The 18521-nt window shown below is 66.9% G+C and carries 12 protein-coding genes and 5 pseudogenes; 3 read left to right on the forward strand and 14 right to left on the reverse strand.

The features are described 5' to 3' along the window. Nucleotides 1-21: 21 nt before the first annotated feature. Both Q4V64_RS44855 and Q4V64_RS44860 read right to left on the reverse strand, forming a co-directional pair. The gene (locus Q4V64_RS44855) at nt 22-1110 is read right to left on the reverse strand and encodes a helix-turn-helix domain-containing protein (protein ID WP_124445590.1); all 1089 of its coding nucleotides are present in this window, start codon (nt 1108-1110) and stop codon (nt 22-24) included. Nucleotides 1111-1249: 139 nt separating this feature from the next. Beyond that, nucleotides 1250-2374 (reverse strand): IS701 family transposase, encoded by a 1125-nt coding sequence (locus Q4V64_RS44860; RefSeq protein WP_253267518.1) that lies wholly within the window; start codon nt 2372-2374, stop codon nt 1250-1252. Between the two features lie 254 nt (nt 2375-2628). Between Q4V64_RS44860 and Q4V64_RS44865 the strand changes: the two genes are divergently transcribed. After that, nucleotides 2629-3966, forward strand: a complete 1338-nt coding sequence (locus Q4V64_RS44865) for an IS630 family transposase (protein ID WP_348540828.1) — start codon at nt 2629-2631, stop codon at nt 3964-3966. A gap of 73 nt (nt 3967-4039) precedes the next feature. Then, nucleotides 4040-5161: an IS630 family transposase gene (locus tag Q4V64_RS44870; protein WP_124436411.1), complete on the forward strand. Its 1122-nt coding sequence runs from the start codon at nt 4040-4042 to the stop codon at nt 5159-5161. 202 nt (nt 5162-5363) lie between these two features. Here Q4V64_RS44870 and Q4V64_RS44875 read toward each other — a convergent pair. The 6 genes and pseudogenes from Q4V64_RS44875 to Q4V64_RS44900 form a co-directional block, all read right to left on the reverse strand. Further along, nucleotides 5364-5696, reverse strand: a pseudogene (locus tag Q4V64_RS44875) (transposase); the annotation flags it as partial. A gap of 298 nt (nt 5697-5994) precedes the next feature. Continuing rightward, nucleotides 5995-6519 (reverse strand): annotated as a pseudogene (locus tag Q4V64_RS44880) (FAD-dependent monooxygenase); the annotation flags it as partial. 164 nt (nt 6520-6683) lie between these two features. After that, nucleotides 6684-6884 carry a ferredoxin gene (locus tag Q4V64_RS44885; protein WP_124445780.1) on the reverse strand — a complete coding sequence of 67 codons (201 nt, stop codon included), beginning with the start codon at nt 6882-6884 and terminating at the stop codon, nt 6684-6686. Nucleotides 6885-6953: 69 nt separating this feature from the next. After that, nucleotides 6954-7628 carry a hypothetical protein gene (locus Q4V64_RS44890; protein WP_124445781.1) on the reverse strand — a complete coding sequence of 225 codons (675 nt, stop codon included), beginning with the start codon at nt 7626-7628 and terminating at the stop codon, nt 6954-6956. A 233-nt stretch (nt 7629-7861) separates the two neighbouring features. Then, nucleotides 7862-8266, reverse strand: coding sequence for a nuclear transport factor 2 family protein (locus Q4V64_RS44895; protein ID WP_124445782.1), 405 nt, complete (start codon nt 8264-8266; stop codon nt 7862-7864). A gap of 50 nt (nt 8267-8316) precedes the next feature. After that, nucleotides 8317-9339, reverse strand: a complete 1023-nt coding sequence (locus Q4V64_RS44900; RefSeq protein ID WP_124445783.1) for an alcohol dehydrogenase catalytic domain-containing protein — start codon at nt 9337-9339, stop codon at nt 8317-8319. A gap of 230 nt (nt 9340-9569) precedes the next feature. On the opposite strand from Q4V64_RS44900, the gene Q4V64_RS44905 reads away from it, so the two are divergent. Continuing rightward, nucleotides 9570-10229 (forward strand): TetR/AcrR family transcriptional regulator, encoded by a 660-nt coding sequence (locus tag Q4V64_RS44905; protein WP_172629645.1) that lies wholly within the window; start codon nt 9570-9572, stop codon nt 10227-10229. 658 nt (nt 10230-10887) lie between these two features. Here the strand turns inward: Q4V64_RS44905 and Q4V64_RS44910 are convergent. The 6 genes and pseudogenes from Q4V64_RS44910 to Q4V64_RS44930 all read right to left on the reverse strand — a co-directional run bounded on the left by Q4V64_RS44910 (nt 10888) and on the right by Q4V64_RS44930 (nt 18488). Beyond that, nucleotides 10888-11943 (reverse strand): group II intron maturase-specific domain-containing protein, encoded by a 1056-nt coding sequence (locus Q4V64_RS44910; protein WP_348540829.1) that lies wholly within the window; start codon nt 11941-11943, stop codon nt 10888-10890. 196 nt (nt 11944-12139) lie between these two features. Further along, nucleotides 12140-13399, reverse strand: a complete 1260-nt coding sequence (locus Q4V64_RS44915) for an IS4 family transposase (RefSeq protein WP_124445729.1) — start codon at nt 13397-13399, stop codon at nt 12140-12142. 135 nt (nt 13400-13534) lie between these two features. Then, nucleotides 13535-14275 (reverse strand): annotated as a pseudogene (locus Q4V64_RS44920) (reverse transcriptase N-terminal domain-containing protein); the annotation flags it as partial. Nucleotides 14276-14929: 654 nt separating this feature from the next. Then, nucleotides 14930-15103, reverse strand: a pseudogene (locus Q4V64_RS44925) (transposase); the annotation flags it as partial. Between the two features lie 51 nt (nt 15104-15154). Beyond that, nucleotides 15155-15265: pseudogene (locus tag Q4V64_RS55730) on the reverse strand (RacP protein); the annotation flags it as partial. A 742-nt stretch (nt 15266-16007) separates the two neighbouring features. Next, entirely contained in the window at nt 16008-18488 is a 2481-nt protein-coding gene (locus tag Q4V64_RS44930) for an aldehyde dehydrogenase family protein (protein WP_306308394.1), read from the reverse strand. Between the last annotated feature and the right edge of the window lie 33 nt (nt 18489-18521).

Here is an 18521-nt window from a genome sequence, read left to right on the forward strand (position 1 = left end):
AGCGCGCAGTTCCCCGCGCCCCTATTGGGGCTCTGCCAATCGCAGGGCGTACAAGGTGAGTTGGGCTCGGAAGCGGGCCCGGGGGTCGCTCAATCGGTAGCCCAGTGTTGTTTCCACGCCGGAGAGTCTTGCCGCGACCGAGCTGTGGTGCAGGTGGAGGTCCGCGGCGGCGTGGCGCAGGGAGCCGGTGCGCAGGAAGGCGGTCAGGGCAGCGAGGGCCGCCGGGCCGCCCTTGCCCTCGGCGAGGCCGACCAGGGCGCGCACGTCGGGCTGGGCACGCAGCCGGTTGACGGGGATGTCGGCGAGCAGCGCGACCGGGCCAAGGGTGTCGTGGTCGACGATAGCCTCCTCGGGCAGACCGGCGACCTCGACGGCGAAACGCAGCGCGAGCCGGGCCTGTGCCCAGGAGGCACCGGCGTCCAGGGCGGGAGCGCTGCCGCCGACCCCGATCCGTACCCCTTCGGAAGAGTGCTCGCGGACGTACGCCCGCAGCTCGTCGGCGACCGATTCGGCGCCCGGCGCCAGGGCCACGGCGAGCGGACCGACCGCGGCGACCCGCACCCCCGGACGCAGTTCGCGCCGACCCAGTAGGGCGACCGCGGCGGGCCCGGCGACGGCCACCACCCGTAGCGGCTGCTCGGGCACCAGACCCAGCAGGCGCAGCGCCCGCGCCCGGTCCTCGACGGCCTCGCGCTCCGACAGCACGCGCTCGACCAGCGCCGGGTCGGCCACCTGGGCGGGGGCGGTGTCCTGCTGACGGCTGCCGTGTAGGACGCCCGCGGCGATGGCCATCCACTCCAGCACCAGTTCGTCGAAGGGCCCAGGCGCGCCCGACCGCTCCAGCCACACCCGGCCGCCCGGCGGGAACTCCGCGCTCCCGGACGGCCGTACCGCGGGTCCCGCCGGCACGGCCCCGGCAGGCCCGAACCGCACCACGCGCCCGCCCGCCTCGAGCCCGGCCGGACACTCGGCCAGCCCCGCGGTGGACCGTACGAGCGACTCGGCGTCGAGCCGACCGGCCCCCAGCAGCGCCTCGAAGTGCGCGATGACCCGCAGCGCCGCCGCCGCGTCCGCGTCTAGGGCCGACAGCCGTAGCAGTAGTCCCTTCATGACCTGGGATTCTAGGCCTCGGATCGGCCGAACGACCTAGTAGGACTCCGTTGGGTTGCTCTGGGTCTTGGGTGTGGGCTGGTGGTGGCTGTTCTGGGCAGTGGGCGGTGGCAGGTGGTGCAGGTGCCGGTCCAGCAGTTCAGCAGGTCTTGGATTGCGTCGAGGATCTGGTAGAGGGTGAGTTGGCTGTATCGGCTTTTGGGGCCAGGCGCTGTTCGGTGAGGAACGCGTGGGCGGCGGTGACCAGGGTGACGTGGTGATGCCACCCGGTCCAGGAACGGCCTTCTAAGTGGTCCAGGCCGAGGCCGTGCTTGAGTTCCCGGTAGTCGTGCTCGATGCGCCAGCGGATCTTGGCCAGGCGGACCAGTTCAGCCAGCGCGGTGCCGGCGGGCAGGCTGGACAGCCAGTAGTCGGTGGGTGCGTCAGCGCCTTCGGGCCACTGGGCCAGCAGTGTGGCCTCGGGAAGGACACCGTCCCACAAGCTCTCCTGCGCGGTGGCGGCGGCCTGGGCCAGGCGGCGGGCCCGGACTCCGGCCGGCCGCATCCGCAGTGCCACAAAGCGCGAGCGCATCGACCCGCGGGAGCCTTCCCGCCAGGTCACCTCGGTGAACGCCTGCCGTCCGTGGCCGGCCACCAGCGCGGCCACCGGCAACGGCTTGTCGCGGTAGCGGGGCTGCGGCTTGCGGCCGTTGCCCGACCACGCCGGGGCGGTGGGCCACACGTCGTGCGGGTGGACGGTCACATCCGAACGGACCGCCACGACATAGTCGATGCCCCGCTCGCTCAGGCCATGACGGAAGTCGGCGTTCTGCCCGTAGCCGGCATCAGCCATCACCACCGGCGGCACCAGACCCCACCCGGCCAGCTCGTCGAAGGTGTCCAGGGCCAGGCGCCACTTCTCCCGGTGCCCGACCTCCTGCGGTACCCCAGTCCTGTGCCGGCGCGGCGCATCCTGCGCCCACTCCTGGGGCACGAACAGCCGCCACTGCAACGGACAGGAGGCAGTGTCGGAGACCGCGTGCACACTCACCGCACCTGGCAGTTGGCCTGCTTGCCCAGTGCTCCGCAGTACTGGCGCGCGACCGCCACCGACATCTTCTCGTCGCTTGGGGAACGACACGTCATCGACCGCCCAGGCATCCGGGCCGATCAGCGGCACCATCCGCTCGGCGTTCCGCCGCCGCACCGGCCCCGGATCCCAGGTCGACTGGTTCACGAACTGCTGCACGTTCTGCTCGTTGCCGTCCGGCAGGCGCTCCGCCATCGGCTGGATCGACTACCGCCGCCCGTCCAGCATCAGTCCCCGCAGATAGCAGTCACCCTTCGCCCGCTGGTCCTTGCGCGGCACCGACGCGAACACGTCAGCGACGAATAACGCCAACCTCGCCCGAGCCCGGTTCACTTCATGTGCGTCCACACCCCCAACCTGCCCCCAAACAGCACCGCGAGACAGACCCAACGGAGTCCTACTAGTGTCCTGCGCCGGAAATGACGAGGCTAAGTCTGTAGGCTGTTTTCATGGCGTCTCGGGGTCCTCGTGCTGTCGAAGTCGTGCTGTCTGCCGAGGAGCGGACGGAGCTGGCGCGTTGGGCGGGTGGTGCGGTGTCGGCCCGTGTGGGGGAGCGGGCCCGGATCATTCTGGCCTGTGCGGAGGGAGCGTCAAATACCCGTGCAGCAGCGGACTTCGGGGTGTCCACGGAGACGGTGCGCAAGTGGCGCTCGCGGTTCGTGGCCCGGCGGATGGCGGGCCTGGTGGACGAGCCGCGGCCGGGCCGGCGCAAGCCGGAACTGGTGCTCTCCGAGGCGGAGCGTGCGGAGCTGACGCGCTGGGTGCGGCGGGCGAAGACCGCGCAGTTCCTGGCGCTGCGGGCGAGGATCGTGCTGCGGTGCGCGGAAGGCGGGACGAACAAGGAGATCGCGGCCGAACTCGGTGTATCGCAGGGAACGGTGAACCGCTGGCGGTCGAGGTTCATCCGGTTGCGGCTGGGCGGGCTGAGTGATGAGCCGCGTCCCGGCAGGCCGCCCTCGATCCTGCTGGACCAGGTCGAGGACGTGCTCACGGCGACGCTGGAGTCCACCCCGGGCCAGGACACCCACTGGTCGCGGGCCTCGATGGCGAAGCACTCCGGGCTGTCGAAGTCCACCATCGGACGGATCTGGAAGAAGTTCGACCTCAAGCCGCACCTGCAGGACGCCTTCAAGCTCTCCACCGACCCGCAGTTCGTCGCGAAAGTCGTCGACGTGGTCGGCCTGTACCACCATCCGCCGGAGAAGGCGGTGGTGCTGTGCGTGGACGAGAAGAGCCAGATCCAGGCGCTGGACCGCTCGCAGCCGGTGCTGCCGATGATGCCGGGCATGCCCGAGCGGCGCACCCATGACTACTACCGGCACGGCATCACCAGCCTGTTCGCCGCCTTCAACATCGCCGACGGCACGGTCATATCGGCACTGCACCGCCGCCACCGGGCGATTGAGTTCAAGAAGTTCCTGGTCACGATAGATAAGAGGGTTCCCGCCGGGCTCGATGTGCACCTGGTGTGTGACAACTACGCCACCCACAACACCCCCGAGATCAAGACCTGGCTCGGCAAGCACCCCCGCTTCCATGTCCACTTCACTCCGACCGGCTCGTCCTGGATGAACCAGGTCGAGCGGTGGTTCGGACTGCTGACCGACAAGCTCATCCGCCGCGGGGTGCACACCTCCGTGAAGGCCCTGGAGCAAGACATCAAGGCATGGATCGCAACCTGGAACGACAACCCCAGGCCCTTCACCTGGACCAAGACCGCCGAGGAGATCCTCAACTCCCTCGCCGACTACCTCACCAAAATCAACCCGCCGACCACTGAAACCTGAGACAGACTTAGTCTCGTCATTTCCGGCGCAGGACACTAGTGTCCAGCGCCAGTAGTTGATCGTTAGTTGCGGTGTGACTTCTGCTGCTGGTGCGTCAGTTCCTCGTCGGGGCCCGAAGCTGGAGCCGTTGCTGCTGTCCGCGGATGAGCGGGCAGTGTTGGAACGGTGGACGCGTCGGGCGACATCGGCCCAGGCCTTGGCCCTGCGTGCGCGGATTGTTCTGGCGTGCGCGGGTGCGGAGGTACCACCGATCGTGGTGGTCGCCCGGGATCTGCGGGTGAGTGCGGACACGGTCCGTAAGTGGCGACGGCGGTTCCTCGCGGACCGGCTGGACGGGCTGGCGGATGAGCCCCGGCCGGGCCGGCCGCCCACCATCAGCGTCGATCAGGTCGAGGCGGTCGTGGTCACCACGTTGGAGGAAATCCCGAAGAACGCCACCCACTGGTCGCGCAAGTCGATGGCCGAACACAGTGGCCTGTCGAAGTCCACCGTGGGCCGGATCTGGCGGAAGTTCCAGCTCAAGCCGCATCTGGCGGACACGTTCAAGCTGTCGACGGACCCGTTGTTCGTGGAGAAGGTCTACGACGTCGTCGGGCTGTACTTCAACCCGCCCGACGGCGCCGTGGTGCTGTCGGTGGACGAGAAGTCGCAGATCCAGGCCCTGGACCGGTCACAGCCGGTACTGCCGATAATGCCGGGCATGCCGGAGCGGCGCACTCACGACTACGTCCGAAACGGCCTGACCACCTTGTTCGCGGCGTTCGACGTCGCCACCGGAGAGGTCATCACCGCCCTGCACCGCCGGCACCGGGCAGCGGAGTTCAAGAAGTTCCTGACCAGGATCGACAAGGAAGTTCCGGCCCATCTCCAGATCCACCTGATCGTGGACAACTACGGCACCCACAAGACCCCCGCGATCAGGACGTGGCTGGCCAAACACCCCCGCTTCCACATGCACTTCACCCCGACCGGCTCCTCCTGGATCAACCAGGTCGAACGGTGGTTCGGCTTCCTGGCCGACCAGAAGATCCGCCGCGGCGCACACAAGAACGTCCAGGCCTTCGAAGCCGACATCCGCGCATGGGTCAAGAACTGGAACGAAGACCCCAAGCCGTTCATCTGGACCAAGACAGCCGAAGAAATCCTCGACTCACTCGCTCACTTCTGTCGACGGATCTCTGGCGCAGGACACTAGTGCTGTGGCCGGAAACGTTTGCCGGGCGGGGGCAGGCCAAGATCAAAGATCACGCCCTGTCCTAATCCCGTTGTCAGAGCCGCCCGATAGCGTGCCGGCAGCCAGATCCGACTCCTCTTCGGAAGAACTACCGTGGACATTCTGCTCATCGTCGGCCTATGGCTCGACGGGTCCGCCTGAGAGGTCGTTTTCTCCCGTTGTTTCATCCCGTAATGCGGACTTCATCGCGTGATGTCGGGTCGCGCCAGGAGATGGTGGTCTCGTCGGTGAGGCGGCGGGCCATCAGGTCGGTCATGGCGAGGTGGACCATGGCTTCGGAGCGGGCGGGAAGGGTCTCGTAGTCGCGGGCGAGGCGCCGGTGGAGCATCAGCCAGCCGTACGTCCGCTCCACCGCCCACCGCTTCGATATCGGGGTGAATCCCCTGGTCCCGGGTTTGCGGGCGGTGATTTCCATGTCGATGCCCAAGGTGGCGGCATGCTCGACGAGGTGCTGGCGGTAACCGCCGTCGACCCACACCTTGCGGATGCCGGGATGGCCGGCACCGTGCTCGCGCATCAGCGCGGCCTCCGCCGCCTCGGCGTAGCGCACGACGGTGGTGTTGTGGTAGATCCCCGCGGCGTCGGTGTCCACCCACTCCACGCGGGAGCGATGGACAGCGGACGGGTGGACCGGGTCGCTCATCCGGTCGTCCGGCTGGGCGTCCACCGCAGGTGGACGGCGTCCCGGGGGGTGTCGCGCAGCAGCGCGAGGCGCGGGCGGACCGCGTCCGTGCGTGACGTCGGCGGCTGGCGGCGGCCGGCCGCGAACTGAGCCGCCACTCGGCGCCCGGGCCCGAGTACATGTCCATCGGGGAGAGGACGATCCGGTTCTTGAGCTCCAGGGGGCCGATCGAGAAGGGCTGGAACATCGCCGGAACGGCCTCCGTTTCCGGTAGCCCCTGGGCCTTGGCGAAGCCGCGCTCGATCAGCTCGGCGAAGCCGGGGTCGCGGTCCTTGAGGTTGTCGAAGGTGATCCGGCGGGAGCGGGTGAGCAGGTTGAAGCAGAACTGTGCGGGGTCCTGGCCGGCGTACCTGCCGATGTTCTCGAACCACTCCAGCGAGGCCTGGGCGGCGCGCTGCGTGGACTCCACCACGGGCCGGCGTTCGGTCTCGTAGGCCGTCAACGCCTCGGCCACGGTGGGGTGTTCGTGCAGGCACGCGGCGAGCGCCAGGGCGTCCTCCATGGCCAGTTTGGTGCCGGAGCCGATCGAGAAGTGCGCGGTGTGGGCGGCGTCGCCGAGGAGGACCACGTTGTGGTGGTGCCAGCGCTCGTTGCGGACGGTGGTGAAGTTGAGCCACTTCGAGTTGTTGGTCAGCAGGGCGTGACCGGTGCTCTGCTCCCCGCATCCGTGGGGGTGCTCCTCTTGGCCGTTGGTGCAGCACACAACGATGTCCCGCTACCCGCACCCCGTGGGGACATTCTCTCCCATACCAGTGAGCTTCTTCGGAGTTGCCTCACACTGGTGAGGAACCTCGAAGAAGCTCACTGGTCGACCTCGGTGGCCTCGATGGCAAGCATGGGACACGCGTCGATGGCATCCCGGGCCAGTTCGATATCGATCGCAGCCGGATCATTGATGAGCAGCTCCGCGGTTCCGTCGCGGACAGCAAAGAGGTGTGGTGCGACCGCCTCGCATGCACCGATGCCAAGGCAGTTGTCGTTTATGTGGATCCGAGATCCCATCGCATACTCCTTCGGGCCGAGGCATGTATGCCTGAGGCGCCGAGCTGCCCCGGCGCCTCAGGCATGAGGTCAGGTTGTTCCGGCGCGCACCCAATGGCGTTGCGAACCGTCGGCGTTGAGGCCGTCGCGTTCGCCTGGCTGATGGCGCAGCAGGACGCTGACCTCGTGGGAGATCTCACCGAGTTCAGCGAGGTTCCTTATTTCCGATGAGTTGAGCCATGCATCGAGTTCGGCGGAACTTTCCCAGTGGGTGAGGAGCAGGTATCGAACCGGGGCCGGCTGGGGGAACTCTTCGAGTGGGCCCACGAACTGGAACGGCTGGTCCTCGAATTCTCCGCTCACTGTCTCGAAGGGCATGGCATTGAACTGAGGCAACGTGCGCGTCAGTCGAGCCACGACGTCGTCCACGGTGTCCTGTGTGAGCTGGGCGCTGGGGACGATCGCCGTCTCGAGGAACAGCGGGCCGGTCAGTTCCTCGCCGTCGGCGGGCAGGCGCCATTTCCGGATGTAGAACGCGTTGAACCAGGCTTCATGCGCCTTGTCCATGACCGGCTTGTGCTGGGGGCTGTCGTACCATTGGTTCATCATTTCCGGTGTCTCGAACTTTCCGCAGAAGTACTCCCACGAAGAGTTCGCGATCGGTCCACCGATGACTGCGAGAAATCCGGGCTGTGCCGCAACGACAGCTCCCATGCGTTCCTGGGCCTTCGAGAACGCAGCTACCGTTTTCGGCGCCAGCTTCATGCACGCTTCCATAGTGGTGAGCGTCTGAGGTGTGGCTGATGGTGACATGCCTGGTCCCTTCTCCTGAGGTATTCGAGGAAGTGGCTCGCAGTTGGACCTCTGCACCCGTCGGCGTTCACTCATGCCAATCCGTTGCGCAGGTGTGAGGTTCTCCAGCATTTCGACCTAGATAGCGGCGCATCGTTCCCCGCGCAGCCCTGATGCTTCAGCAGCTGGACCGTCGCGCGGCGGTGTCAGTACTGCTCGCGGAAGCGGGTGCCGTAGGGATTGTCGATCCGGTAGCGCCAACGGCCGTCGACGCCGCGGTGTGCGATGTCGGTGGCGGATCCCTTGAGGTGCACGTGCTGTCCGTTCGGCCCCGTGCCCTCCAGCTCCCAGTCCAGCAGGATGAGGGCGATGTCACCGGACACGATCAGGTGCCGGGCGTGTGCCTTCATCGGCAGCCTCAGCGCGAGGAAGCTTTCGAGTTCACGCCGTATGTCCGCCGGATCGCTGACAGCGACACCCGAGTTGGTGACGAAGACGGCTCCCTCCTCGTAGAGCCCCATCATCGCGTCGGCCTGTCCGGAGTTGAATCGCTCCATGAGCGCGGCGGGGATGTTCTCCGGTTCGGTCGGCATGGGGGAGTAATCGGACATGGCTCTCTCCTGTGTGGTGTGGTGTCGTGGGGCGCGGCTGGCTGTGGTGCTCAGGCGTACTTGATGACCGTGCGGAATCGGGCCTTGCCCTCGGCGGTACGCCGGTAGGCGTCGGCGGCCTGCTCCTTGTCGTAGACCTCGACCATGGGGGTGACCTTGCCGTCAGCCGCCAGCTGCAAAGCCTCGACGAGGTACTCGGTGCCGTTGTGTGCGGAGCCGAGAATCTGGATGCTGTTCATCACCACGGGCATGTTGCCCACCGCGAAGGTGTCGAACGCGACACCCATGAGCACCACCCGCCCCCTGGCGTTGACGCCCTGGAGAGCGTCCGAAACGGCCGCGTTGGAGCTGTTGGTGTGCAGCAGGACGTTGGCGCCGCCCGCGGCCCTGAGCTCCGCGCCGTTCGACACAACGAGGTCCGCGCCGAGTTCGTGGGCCAGCTCCCGCTTGTCGGGTGTCTGCGTGATCGCGATGGTGGTGAAGCCGGCGGCCTTCGCGTACTGCACGGCAAGGTGGCCGAGACCACCGATGCCAGAGACGGCCACCACGTCACCAGGCTCCGGACGGGCGCGCCGCAGCCCGCTCCACGCGGTGTAGCCGACGCACATGAGGGGCGCGGCGTGCTCGTACGACAGCCCCTCCGGGAGCAGTACGGTCGCGTCGGCGCGTGCGGCAACGTACTCCGACTGCGCACCGCTGACGTTCATTCCGATGAGCACCGGACGCTCACAGTTCGCGGCGGTGACGAAGTCCAACGGCTCGGCCCTGCGGCACCACGCACACTGCCCGCAGCCGTTCTGCAGGGTCACGATCCCCACCCGGTCTCCGACAGTGCGGGAGGTCACGCCATCGCCGACGGCGACCACCTCGCCCACACCCTCGTGGCCCAGCGTCATGGGGAAGTCGACGCCGAAGGACAGCTTCCCCTCCGTGATCCAGACGTCGGTGCCGCAGATCCCGCAGGCGTGCACCTTGACCAGTACCTGGCCGGGTCCCACCGCCGGGATCTCAGTGCTCCGCAGTTCCCAGTCGCTATCGAGGCCGGGCGCGACGACGGATTGCGCACGGGGCATGGCTCCTCCTTGATTCTGTGCGCCGGCAGCCCATGGGAGCAGGAAGGACGCAATTGGTTGCACAGCAATGTTCCGTGAACGTATGCCTCCGCTCCGGGCACCGTCAATATCCAAGAGACACCTCTGTGTAACCAAATGGTTTCGTCGCACAACCGCGTACAGTGAATGCATCCCGTCGTGCAGGGCGCGCCAGGTGGGACGCCACAGGACACATGAGGAACGAGCCGGAGATGACAGAGCGGAAGACGAGGCGCAAGTACGAGCTGGGGCAACGCGCCGAAACGATGAACGAGACCCGCAGGAGGATCACCAACGCCACGATCGAGCTCCACGGGACGGTGGGACCTGCTCACACCACCATCGCCGGCATCGCCGACCTGGCCGGGGTTCAGCGGCACACGGTGTACCGGCACTTCCCCACCGAAGAAGATCTGTTCACGGCGTGCTCCACGGAGTACTGGAACCGCAACCCATGGCCGGAAACCGCGCGGTGGGAGGAGATCGCAGCGCCGGAGCAACGACTCGCGGCAGCACTGGGCGATCTCTATGAGTTCTACGAGCAGGTGGAGCCGATGCTGTCCAATGTGCTACGCGACGCCCCGACGGTCCCCTTGGCCGAACAAAGCCTCGACTCCTACCTGGCGTACATGGACCAGGCCGCGGCCACTGTGAGCGCCGGCTACGGGCCGTCGGCCGATGCTGCGGCAAGGGAGACGACGCCGGTTTCGCATGTCGTGAAACGCTCGCTGTTCGACGTGGCCATCCGGCACGCCATCGCCTTCAGCACGTGGCGGTCCGTGGTCCGCAGCAACGACCTTTCCACGACCGACGCCATCAGGCTGATGACCGCACTCGTGCGGTCATCAGCCGACCTCGACCCCGCGGTATGAACCACCGCCACAATGTGCTTGTAGACGCCCACGGCCGTGGGTGTGCCGATCGCAACTCAGCGTCTTCCACTCGGAGTACGGTCGGGGCACATATCCACCTCGGCCTGCGTGCGGCGCGCGAGGAGCGGGCCCCGCGGCGCGGCGGCCGCTGGCTATAGGCCCCGGGCCCCTCTCCATCCCGCCGGAAGGCGGTGTATCAGCGACCGCTGGCGGCCGTCTTCGGCGCCGTAGTGGTGCGGCGGTGCGCGTGGCGGCGGCCCAGGGACGACGCGTATTCCGGCCGGTGCCGTCCTGTCGTTGCCCGAGCGGCGGCATTCACTTTCGATGGCGCGGCCAACTGTTGGGGAGTCGGTGCGCAGCTGCTTCGGGTTACGGCTGCGGTGCGTGCGGTCCGGTCTGCTGCGCGGCGATGAGGTCCAACCCGATGTCAAGGATCGACGCAGAATGCGTGAGGGAAGGCGAGCGCATCCTTCGCGCCTCGGATCGCACCTCGGACTCTTCATGGGTAGACCGAGCTACCTGGCTCATCACCGAGGCCATGAAGCCCCAGACCGTCCGCCAGGGCGGGAAGTCCGCAGGTAAGGGCCGGGTAGCCGGGACACATTGCTGTGCCCCGGCCCCCTCAGAACCGGCCATGCCCGCTTTCCAGGCAACCGGCTCAAGCAAGCCCCAAGGGCGTCGCAGTGCTCTGCTTTCGGGACCGTCCGCCATCCGCAGCATGAAGCTGACGATGACAGTCGGCGTGAACGAGACGCAGGTTCTTTCTCTCGTCCGACCCGCCGTCACGCCGGTATTCGAAGTGATGTTTATTCAGCATCTTTTTCGAGGCCGCGAACCAGTCAATCCACTCACGTGGGTTGTCCGGTTCGTACTCGGCTCCGGCAATCAACGCCTGACGGCATAGAGGGCAGAGCCCCCGTTGCCGGTATGCCAGGGACAGACTCGTCTTGTCCATAGGCGGGGGCGTCTTTCGGCGACGGCGATTCTCCCAGTATTCGATGAGGGACGGGTCATCCAGTGATGCCGCGCCCTTGATCAGGGTGTGCCGAACGATTTTAGTCCAGGAGAACTTGACGAGGTGGGCACCGCTGACGCGATCGCCGAATACCCATCTGTCTCGCCTGGTCTTGTCGAACCGGCCGAAGTACCGTTTGACGATCCAGTCCCTCGACTTTAGCGGGTGAGCACGCTTGGCCCACTTGTAAGTGAGCACCCACATGTAGTTATCCAGATCAGCGAAGACTCTGGACGACACCACCGTCCGGTAATAGGCGGCCCAGCCCCGAATGATGGGCGTGAGCTTTCTCAAGACGCCTCCGGCGTTGGCGCCGTAGAGCGCCTTCACCTCCGTCTTGAGTCTTTCCCGAACTCTCTCGACAGCGTCCTTACTGGGCCGGATAAGCAGCTTGTTACCGAAACGGCGGACCCCAAAGCCGAGGAAGTCGAACCCTTGCGTCACATGGACTACACGGGTCTTCTCCTCATTGAATCTCAGCCCTCTCGGCTCCAGCCACTTGGCCAGCTCGGTCTTAACGCGATTCGCTTCTTCCTCACTGTGGCACATGGCCACAAAGTCATCCGCGTACCGCACGAGGACAGGGGCATCCCGGGCCGTATATGTACCTCTGTTGCCCGGACCGGCATACCGATAACGGCTCCCCGCCGCTGTCTCCATCCCATGCAAGGCAACGTTCAGCAGCAGCGGACTGATCACTCCTCCTTGAGGGGCAATGCCGCGTAGTTAAGAAACGGCGAGGATTTTGATGTCGGGTGGGTCGGGGTGGTGGATGGTGGTTTCGGTGCGGAGTTTCTTCCTGTAGGCGTGGACGTGGACGCGTTTGACGGCTCGTGGGCTGGTACGGTGCCGGCGTCGCGGGTTGAGTCTTTCGAGGATTTCTGTGCGGGCTGTTTCAAGAGCTTCCGTGAGACGCTGAGGGGGAAAAGCCCGCCTGGTCGGTGACCTGGCGGCGGATGATGCGCAGTGATCTGATGAAGGACAGCCTGTCGGGGTCGATGTCGGCCTGGTCTGCTGCCTCGCACATCAGATGTCGGACCGCGTAATGGGTCAGTAGGAGTGCCCAGATCTCCTGCTCGATCATGTCCGGTGTTTTCGAGCGCAGGACGCCGCCCCGGCCGCGCTGATGGGTCTTGATCTCGTCGAGGCTGGATTCGAGTTCCCAGCGTTCTGCGTAAGCGGCCGCGAGTTCGGCGGCGCTGGCCTCGTCGGGATCCATGATCGTGGTGATCAGGCAGAAGATCTCGCCTTTCCCTTCACGGTTGGTCACTTCGTACTCGACGACACGGACCGGGATCCCGGACGGCTCCTCGATACGCGCAGATCCGCGGTAACGCTGGTTCCCGCGCCGGTTCCTGACTTTTGGGTCGAGCAGAAAGGACTCGTACGATCCGTCTTTCAGCGGCCGGACTACCGGGAGATGAGGTCCGTCGGGCATGCGCCACAGCAGATCCGCGCCGGTCGCGGCGGCGGCCTCCCACAGGCGGTAGGCGTAAAATCCCCGGTCAGCGGTGATCAGCATGCCCGGCTCGAAGTCGGTGACGAGTTCTTTTGCGAGGGCGCCCTCGTCCACACGCCAGGGCCCCAGCCGGGCGGCCACCACAGCGTGGGTCCCGCATTCGCCAAGTCCCACGACTTTCACCTGCGGGAAAGGAGCGGGGTTCTTCGTCCCGCCGGAGCGTCCGAACTCCGCGTCATTCGCCGGCGTATCGGGAATGTCCAGCACGAACCCGTCGATGGCCATCAGCCGCCACCGGCCCAGCCAGGCTCCTTGCGTGCCCCGCTGAGCACACGGCAGAGCCACCCGCTCGAACAAGACCCGCAAAGGATCCGGTCCCAGACGCCGACGCGCCTGGGAAATCGCACTTGTCGTGGGGACCTTCCAGTCCTTGCGCCATGTCCCCAGGAACCGTAGGCCATTGACGAGTAGACGGATGACTTCCTCGTACGACTCACCGAAAAACAGGCACAGAGCCATGACGTAGTAGACGACAACGCGGGCCGGCAGCAGGCGGGACCGCTTCTCGAACCGGCCCGTCTCAGCCAATACTTCATCGACCAGATCCCGGTCGACCAGACGCGTCAGAACCCCGATACCCACCCGGTCCGTCAACCGCGTACCGGAAACCGCCGAGCTACCCCGAACCCCACCCATGAAGAAGGAAGATAACCCGTTTCATCGCCGCCACAGACAACGGCGGCCATGCCGGTTGACCATCCACAACCAACGCGGGCGTGTCGCTGTGCACATGTGGAAAGAGAATCCCAAAACACTTATCTACGTGGCATTGCCTTGAGGGGTGCCTTCGTCCGTCCGCGTCAAGCGGCCTTCTTCAACCACGCCAGCCCGCAGCCATGTCCTGATCATGGTCCGACCAGGGAACAGGCCCAGGGCTTCCAGAAGCTGAGCGTGGTTGATCCGGTCGAAGGCTGCCGCGAGGTCTGCGTCGAGCACCCACAAACGTGAGGCTCCTTTGGCCCCCAACGTGTTGTAGATGGCCTCGATCGCATCATGGCAACCCCGACCAGGACGGAATCCGTATGACCTCGGCTCGAAACGCGCTTCCCGCTCGGGTTCTAATGCATTCTTCACCCGGGCTTGAAGTACGCGGTCGATGATCACAGGGATCCCGAGAGGTCGCTTCTTTCCGTTGGCCTTCGGGATGAACACGCGCTTGACCGGACGAGCCCTCCAGGGATGCTCAAACCGTTGAACTCGGACCGCGAGGCGGCCTCGCTCTTTCGGCGTGAGCGCAGTTTCCCCATCGATGCCCGCGGTCATGCGTCCCGCGCTCTGCTGCGTCACCCTCTTGACACTGATCAGCGTGTTGGAGTGACTTCGCAGCATGAGTTTTTGCAGATTGCGAACCTTCTTCAGGTCGCCTTCCTGAGTCGCCTTGAAGATTCTTCGTCTCAGTCGCCGTACATGGTCCTCGCACGCGGCCCAGTCAATGCTGTGCCAGTCGATTCGCACGTCCTCCGGTCCGTTCGCACGGGAAGAACGGCGGGACTCACTACCCTGTCGAGCCATCAGCCCCTCCCTGCGTCCAACTTGCCCTTCGGCTCTGGCTTCTTCACCAGATCTCTTCAAAGGCTCACCCGGCCCACGTGGGCGCCCTTTCGGGCCGGGCCACTCGGACCCGTATCCGACGGGTTATACGGTGGCGGGCGCCGTCCGATTTCCCCTGGCCTTTCGGCCTGTCGGCATTTGCTTCTTGGGCCATCCTGTTCCCGCCGGGGAATTGATCCTCCCTCACGGTCGGACAACCGGGAACTATCCCGGACCCCGACGGGGTTTCCACGTTCCGCACTGACAAGATGCGACTGGGGTGGGCGCCTCCTCTACCCCGGGACCGGTGGTGTCCTGCCCTCGCCGGCGAGTCCACGAGGGTCACCTGGCGTTCTTCCACGCCGAGTCCTGAAGCTGCCGCTTGCGTCACCATCGCGCAGCTTATGCAATCACGAGGCATAGCCGGGGATTCGCTTTCGCTCGCCCGTCCAGTCTTCCCCTTTACTTGTTGCCTCCCGATGGCCGGGACGCTCTTGAGCGTGATCGTCCAGCTTCACACCCCGCCGTTACCAGCGACGCATGTGGACGCAGGGGACAGGCCATGGACACTGGCCTGGGCTTCATCAACTCCTTTCTTTCGTCTGCCACTTGATCAGTGCGACCTCGTGTCGCACCCCGCCATTTGCAGCCGGTGTCCACGACGTATCGGATCGCGTCGACGATCTCGCGGCGGGGATGTTTCTCCGGCCGGCCGCCGCGGGCGGTGTCGCAGGCCGGGGTAGGCAGGAGGGGTTCGATCAGGGCCCACTCGGCCTCGGTGGTGTCCGAGGGATAGCGGCGAGGGCGCATGGCAGTCCTTCGGCGGCGGGGCCGCCCATCCGGGCGGCCCCGCTACTGTTTTCAGGAACTGGCGATCAGGTCGAGAGTGGAGTCGATGGAGTTGAGCTGGGCGACAATGTGCTTGACCCACTTGTCGCCCGGGTGTGCGGCGGCGTGCGGGCCGACCGTGCCGTCGCCCACCGTGGCGTAGTGCAGCAGATCACCGGCCGCCGCGACCTTCGGCAGGCGCGGCCTGCCGGCGGGCCCTGAACCGGCAGGGTGACCGACACCGCGAGGACGCAGCGGATCTTCTGCCCGTGCCAGGACCTCAGGGCGGGGTCCTTGCCGTAGTCCGCGTCCGCGGCCACCCAGGAAAACGGCAGCCCGCCGGCCACCGCACCTGCCAGCATGGCATGCATGCTCAGGCAGGGCGTGACCGGGCAGCCGGGGAAGGGCGGTGGCGTGATGGACGGTTGTCCATCACGCCATTCCCAGCTGGGCGCGGGGTTGAGATTCTGCCCGCGCCGAAGAACGGGCGGCCCGTGCGTGAGGGTCGCTCGACGTCTCAGAGACCTCCCCCGCCCTCTGACACCCTGGGCCGGAAGGAATCACCCACCTGGGTCTGCGACCGGCGGTTTCCCCACGCGCGTGGGGAGGGGTGGAACCGGATACGCGACGGCCCGCCCGCGCGTAGGACGGCCTCACAAGTTCCATCGATGTACCTTTCCGAAGCTCAGTGGACTGGATACGGGTCTCACTGCGGGTCCGTTGGCCGAAGTGGGTGAAGGGCGCCACGCACACAGGTGAGCCGGATGCGGTATCGGTCCGGTGAGATGCCTGCCGGCGCTAAGGTCACCATCCACATGGGCCCGGCCGGTCCGCGGGCACGCCCGCCGACCGGCCGGGCGCCACGTCATGCTGCCGCCGTGGCTCGTCAGAACGGGAAGTCGCGCGGCTCCCCGCGCAGCGTGATCCAGCGGAGTTCGGTGAACTCCTCCGCCGCGAAGCCCGTGCCGAAGCGGCCCCAGCCGCTCTCCTTCACGCCTCCGAAAGGCATGTTCGGCTCGTCGTTGACCGGTTGGTCGTTGACATGCACGATCCCCGCCTCGAGACGGCGGGCGATGTCCAGTCCGCGATGGGCGTCGTTGGTCAGGACACCCGCGGTCAGTCCGTAGCGGGAGGCGTTCGCGCGCTCCACCGCGTGGTCTGCGTCGACGACCGTCTCCAGGATCACGACCGGGCCGAAGGTCTCGTCGAAGGCGAGTTCGGCATCCTCGGGGACGTCGGTCAGGACGGTGGGCGGGTAGCACGGCGGCTCGGCCGTGCCCCCGGTCAGGAGACGTGCACCCATCGAGACGGCCTCCTCGACGCGGCGGTCCAGGAGGGACAGCGCCCATTTGTTGATGACCGGTCCGACCACGGTGCGTGGATCGTGCGGGTCGCCGACGGGTAGCGCGGCCGCCTTCTCGGTGAAGAGGCGGGTGAACTCCTCCGCGATCGGTCGCTCGACGTAGATGCGGCGGGCGCACATGCACACCTGTCCCTGGTGCACGAACGCGCCGTAGATCGCGGCGTCGACCGCATAGGCCAGGTCGGCGTCGGCGAGCACGAGGAGCGGGTTCTGGCCGCTGAGCTGGAGGACGATGCGCTTGAGGTGGCGGCCGGCCATCTCGGCGAGGCGGCGGCCGGTGGGCGTGGAGCCGGTGAAGTTGACGCGGCGCACCGCGGGATGGGAGAGGAGCGCGTCCGCTATGGCGCCCGCGTCACCGGGGGCGTGGGTGATCACGTTGAGGACGCCCGGAGGGAGCCCGGCCTCGGCGAAGACCTCCGCCCAGAGCGTGCCGCCGGTGAGGGGAGACTCCTCGGACGGCTTGAGGACGACCGTGTTGCCGAGGGCGATCGGGCCGACGACGCTGCGACCTGACAGCACCAGGGAGGCGTTCCACGGGGCGATGGCGGCGACGACTCCGACCGGCTGACGGACGGCGAGGGCCCGGGTGCCGGGGATGTCGGACGGCAGCACCTGTCCGACAGCGGTGTAGGGGAGTCCGGCGGCCTGGCGGAGCAGCGAGACGCTGAAGTCCAGCTGGAGCGTCGCGAAGTGGCGGCCGCATCCCGTCTCCCTCGTCAGCAGGCCGATGACCTCCTCGCGACGGCGGTCGAGGATGTCGCTCGCGCGCAGCAGGACCCGCTGTCGCTCGGCCGGCGGCGCGTCGGCCCACCCGGCGAAGGCCGCCCGGGCGGCGTCCACCGCCCGGCGGGCGTCCTCGGCGTCGCCCGCGGCGACCGTCGCCGTGACGGATCCGGTCCAGGGGTCGTGGTCGGGGTAGGTTCCTCCGCCCAGCGGCTCGGTCCATTCGCCACCGATGTAGTGGCGCACCGTGACGGGGAGATCCGGTCGGCCCGTGTCCGTCGCCGTGGGGTCAGGAACGTTCACCTGGTCAAGTCTCCCTCGATGACGACTGGGGACGGGCCCCCTGCCGCCGCAGATGGTAACCGACAGGTAGCAACTGGACATGCAGCCAGTCGTCCAGCAAACTCCACAGCCCGCGCGGGAGGAAGAGGGCGAAGGCGACGGCGGCCAGGCCGAGCCCATGAGGTACCAGGCTCCCTGGTCGGCGAAGAAGTACTGCACGGCGAAGAAGAGGACGGCGCCGATGATCGGTCCCTCGAAGGTGCCGATGCCGCCGACCAGCACCATGAAGATCATGTACGCCGACCACTGAACCCCGAAGATCGACTGGGGCTGGATGAACAGCGTGTTGCCCAGCGTAAGGGCACCCGCGGCACCGCATCCGAAGCCAGCGTCTGCAGAGCCGCTCCGCTGCGGTGCCGCAGCAGGAGGAAGAGCAATGGCGAGCAGGAGGACGGCGAAGGCGAGGGTGAGCCGGTAGGCGAAGGCGCTGCGCACTTCGGGGGCGTAACCGCTCAGCCCCTGGAGGGAGACGCCGGTACCGCCTCCGAGGCTCTGGTCGAGCATGACGAACAGGGCGATCGCCTCGGCGACGACCCAGGTGCTCACGGCGAACTGGCCGCCGCGGCCGCAGGACGAGCAGGGAGAGCAGCGCCGCGAGCACGGCGGAGGCGAGGGATGCCAGGACGACGGCGAGGTACGGGTGTATGCCTTGCTGGGTGAGGTAGAGCCGAGGACGACGCCGCCGGTCAGCGTGCCCCACAGGGATCCCAGGCCGCCGATGACGACCGCCTCGAAGGCTAAGATGAACTGGGTCGGGCCGCTGGAGGCGTCGAAGGTGGAGTGGACGGCCAGGAAGGTCCCGGCCAGGGCCGCGACCGCGGCGGCGATCGCGGCGGCGCGGGCGTAGACGGACGCAGCTGGTACGCCCACGAGGGCCGCAGTGTCCGGGTCCTGGGCGGTGGCGCGCATCTCCCGGCCGAATCCGGTGCGCTGCAGCAGTAACTGCTGCGCCCAGGACCGCGACTGCGACGG

It is taken from the genome of Streptomyces sp. NL15-2K, from assembly GCF_030551255.1.
Classification (GTDB): domain Bacteria; phylum Actinomycetota; class Actinomycetes; order Streptomycetales; family Streptomycetaceae; genus Streptomyces.

What these genes read in the sequence shown, in the direction of transcription:
- Q4V64_RS44855 (WP_124445590.1), bottom strand. Translation starts at nt 1,110, where the DNA reads ATGAAGGGACTACTGCTACGGCTGTCGGCCCTAGACGCGGACGCGGCG.
- Q4V64_RS44860 (WP_253267518.1), bottom strand. Translation starts at nt 2,374, where the DNA reads ATGGCGGAGCGCCTGCCGGACGGCAACGAGCAGAACGTGCAGCAGTTC.
- Q4V64_RS44865 (WP_348540828.1), top strand. Translation starts at nt 2,629, where the DNA reads ATGGCGTCTCGGGGTCCTCGTGCTGTCGAAGTCGTGCTGTCTGCCGAG.
- Q4V64_RS44885 (WP_124445780.1), bottom strand. Translation starts at nt 6,884, where the DNA reads ATGGGATCTCGGATCCACATAAACGACAACTGCCTTGGCATCGGTGCA.
- Q4V64_RS44890 (WP_124445781.1), bottom strand. Translation starts at nt 7,628, where the DNA reads ATGAAGCTGGCGCCGAAAACGGTAGCTGCGTTCTCGAAGGCCCAGGAA.
- Q4V64_RS44895 (WP_124445782.1), bottom strand. Translation starts at nt 8,266, where the DNA reads ATGTCCGATTACTCCCCCATGCCGACCGAACCGGAGAACATCCCCGCC.
- Q4V64_RS44900 (WP_124445783.1), bottom strand. Translation starts at nt 9,339, where the DNA reads ATGCCCCGTGCGCAATCCGTCGTCGCGCCCGGCCTCGATAGCGACTGG.
- Q4V64_RS44905 (WP_172629645.1), top strand. Translation starts at nt 9,570, where the DNA reads ATGACAGAGCGGAAGACGAGGCGCAAGTACGAGCTGGGGCAACGCGCC.
- Q4V64_RS44915 (WP_124445729.1), bottom strand. Translation starts at nt 13,399, where the DNA reads ATGGGTGGGGTTCGGGGTAGCTCGGCGGTTTCCGGTACGCGGTTGACG.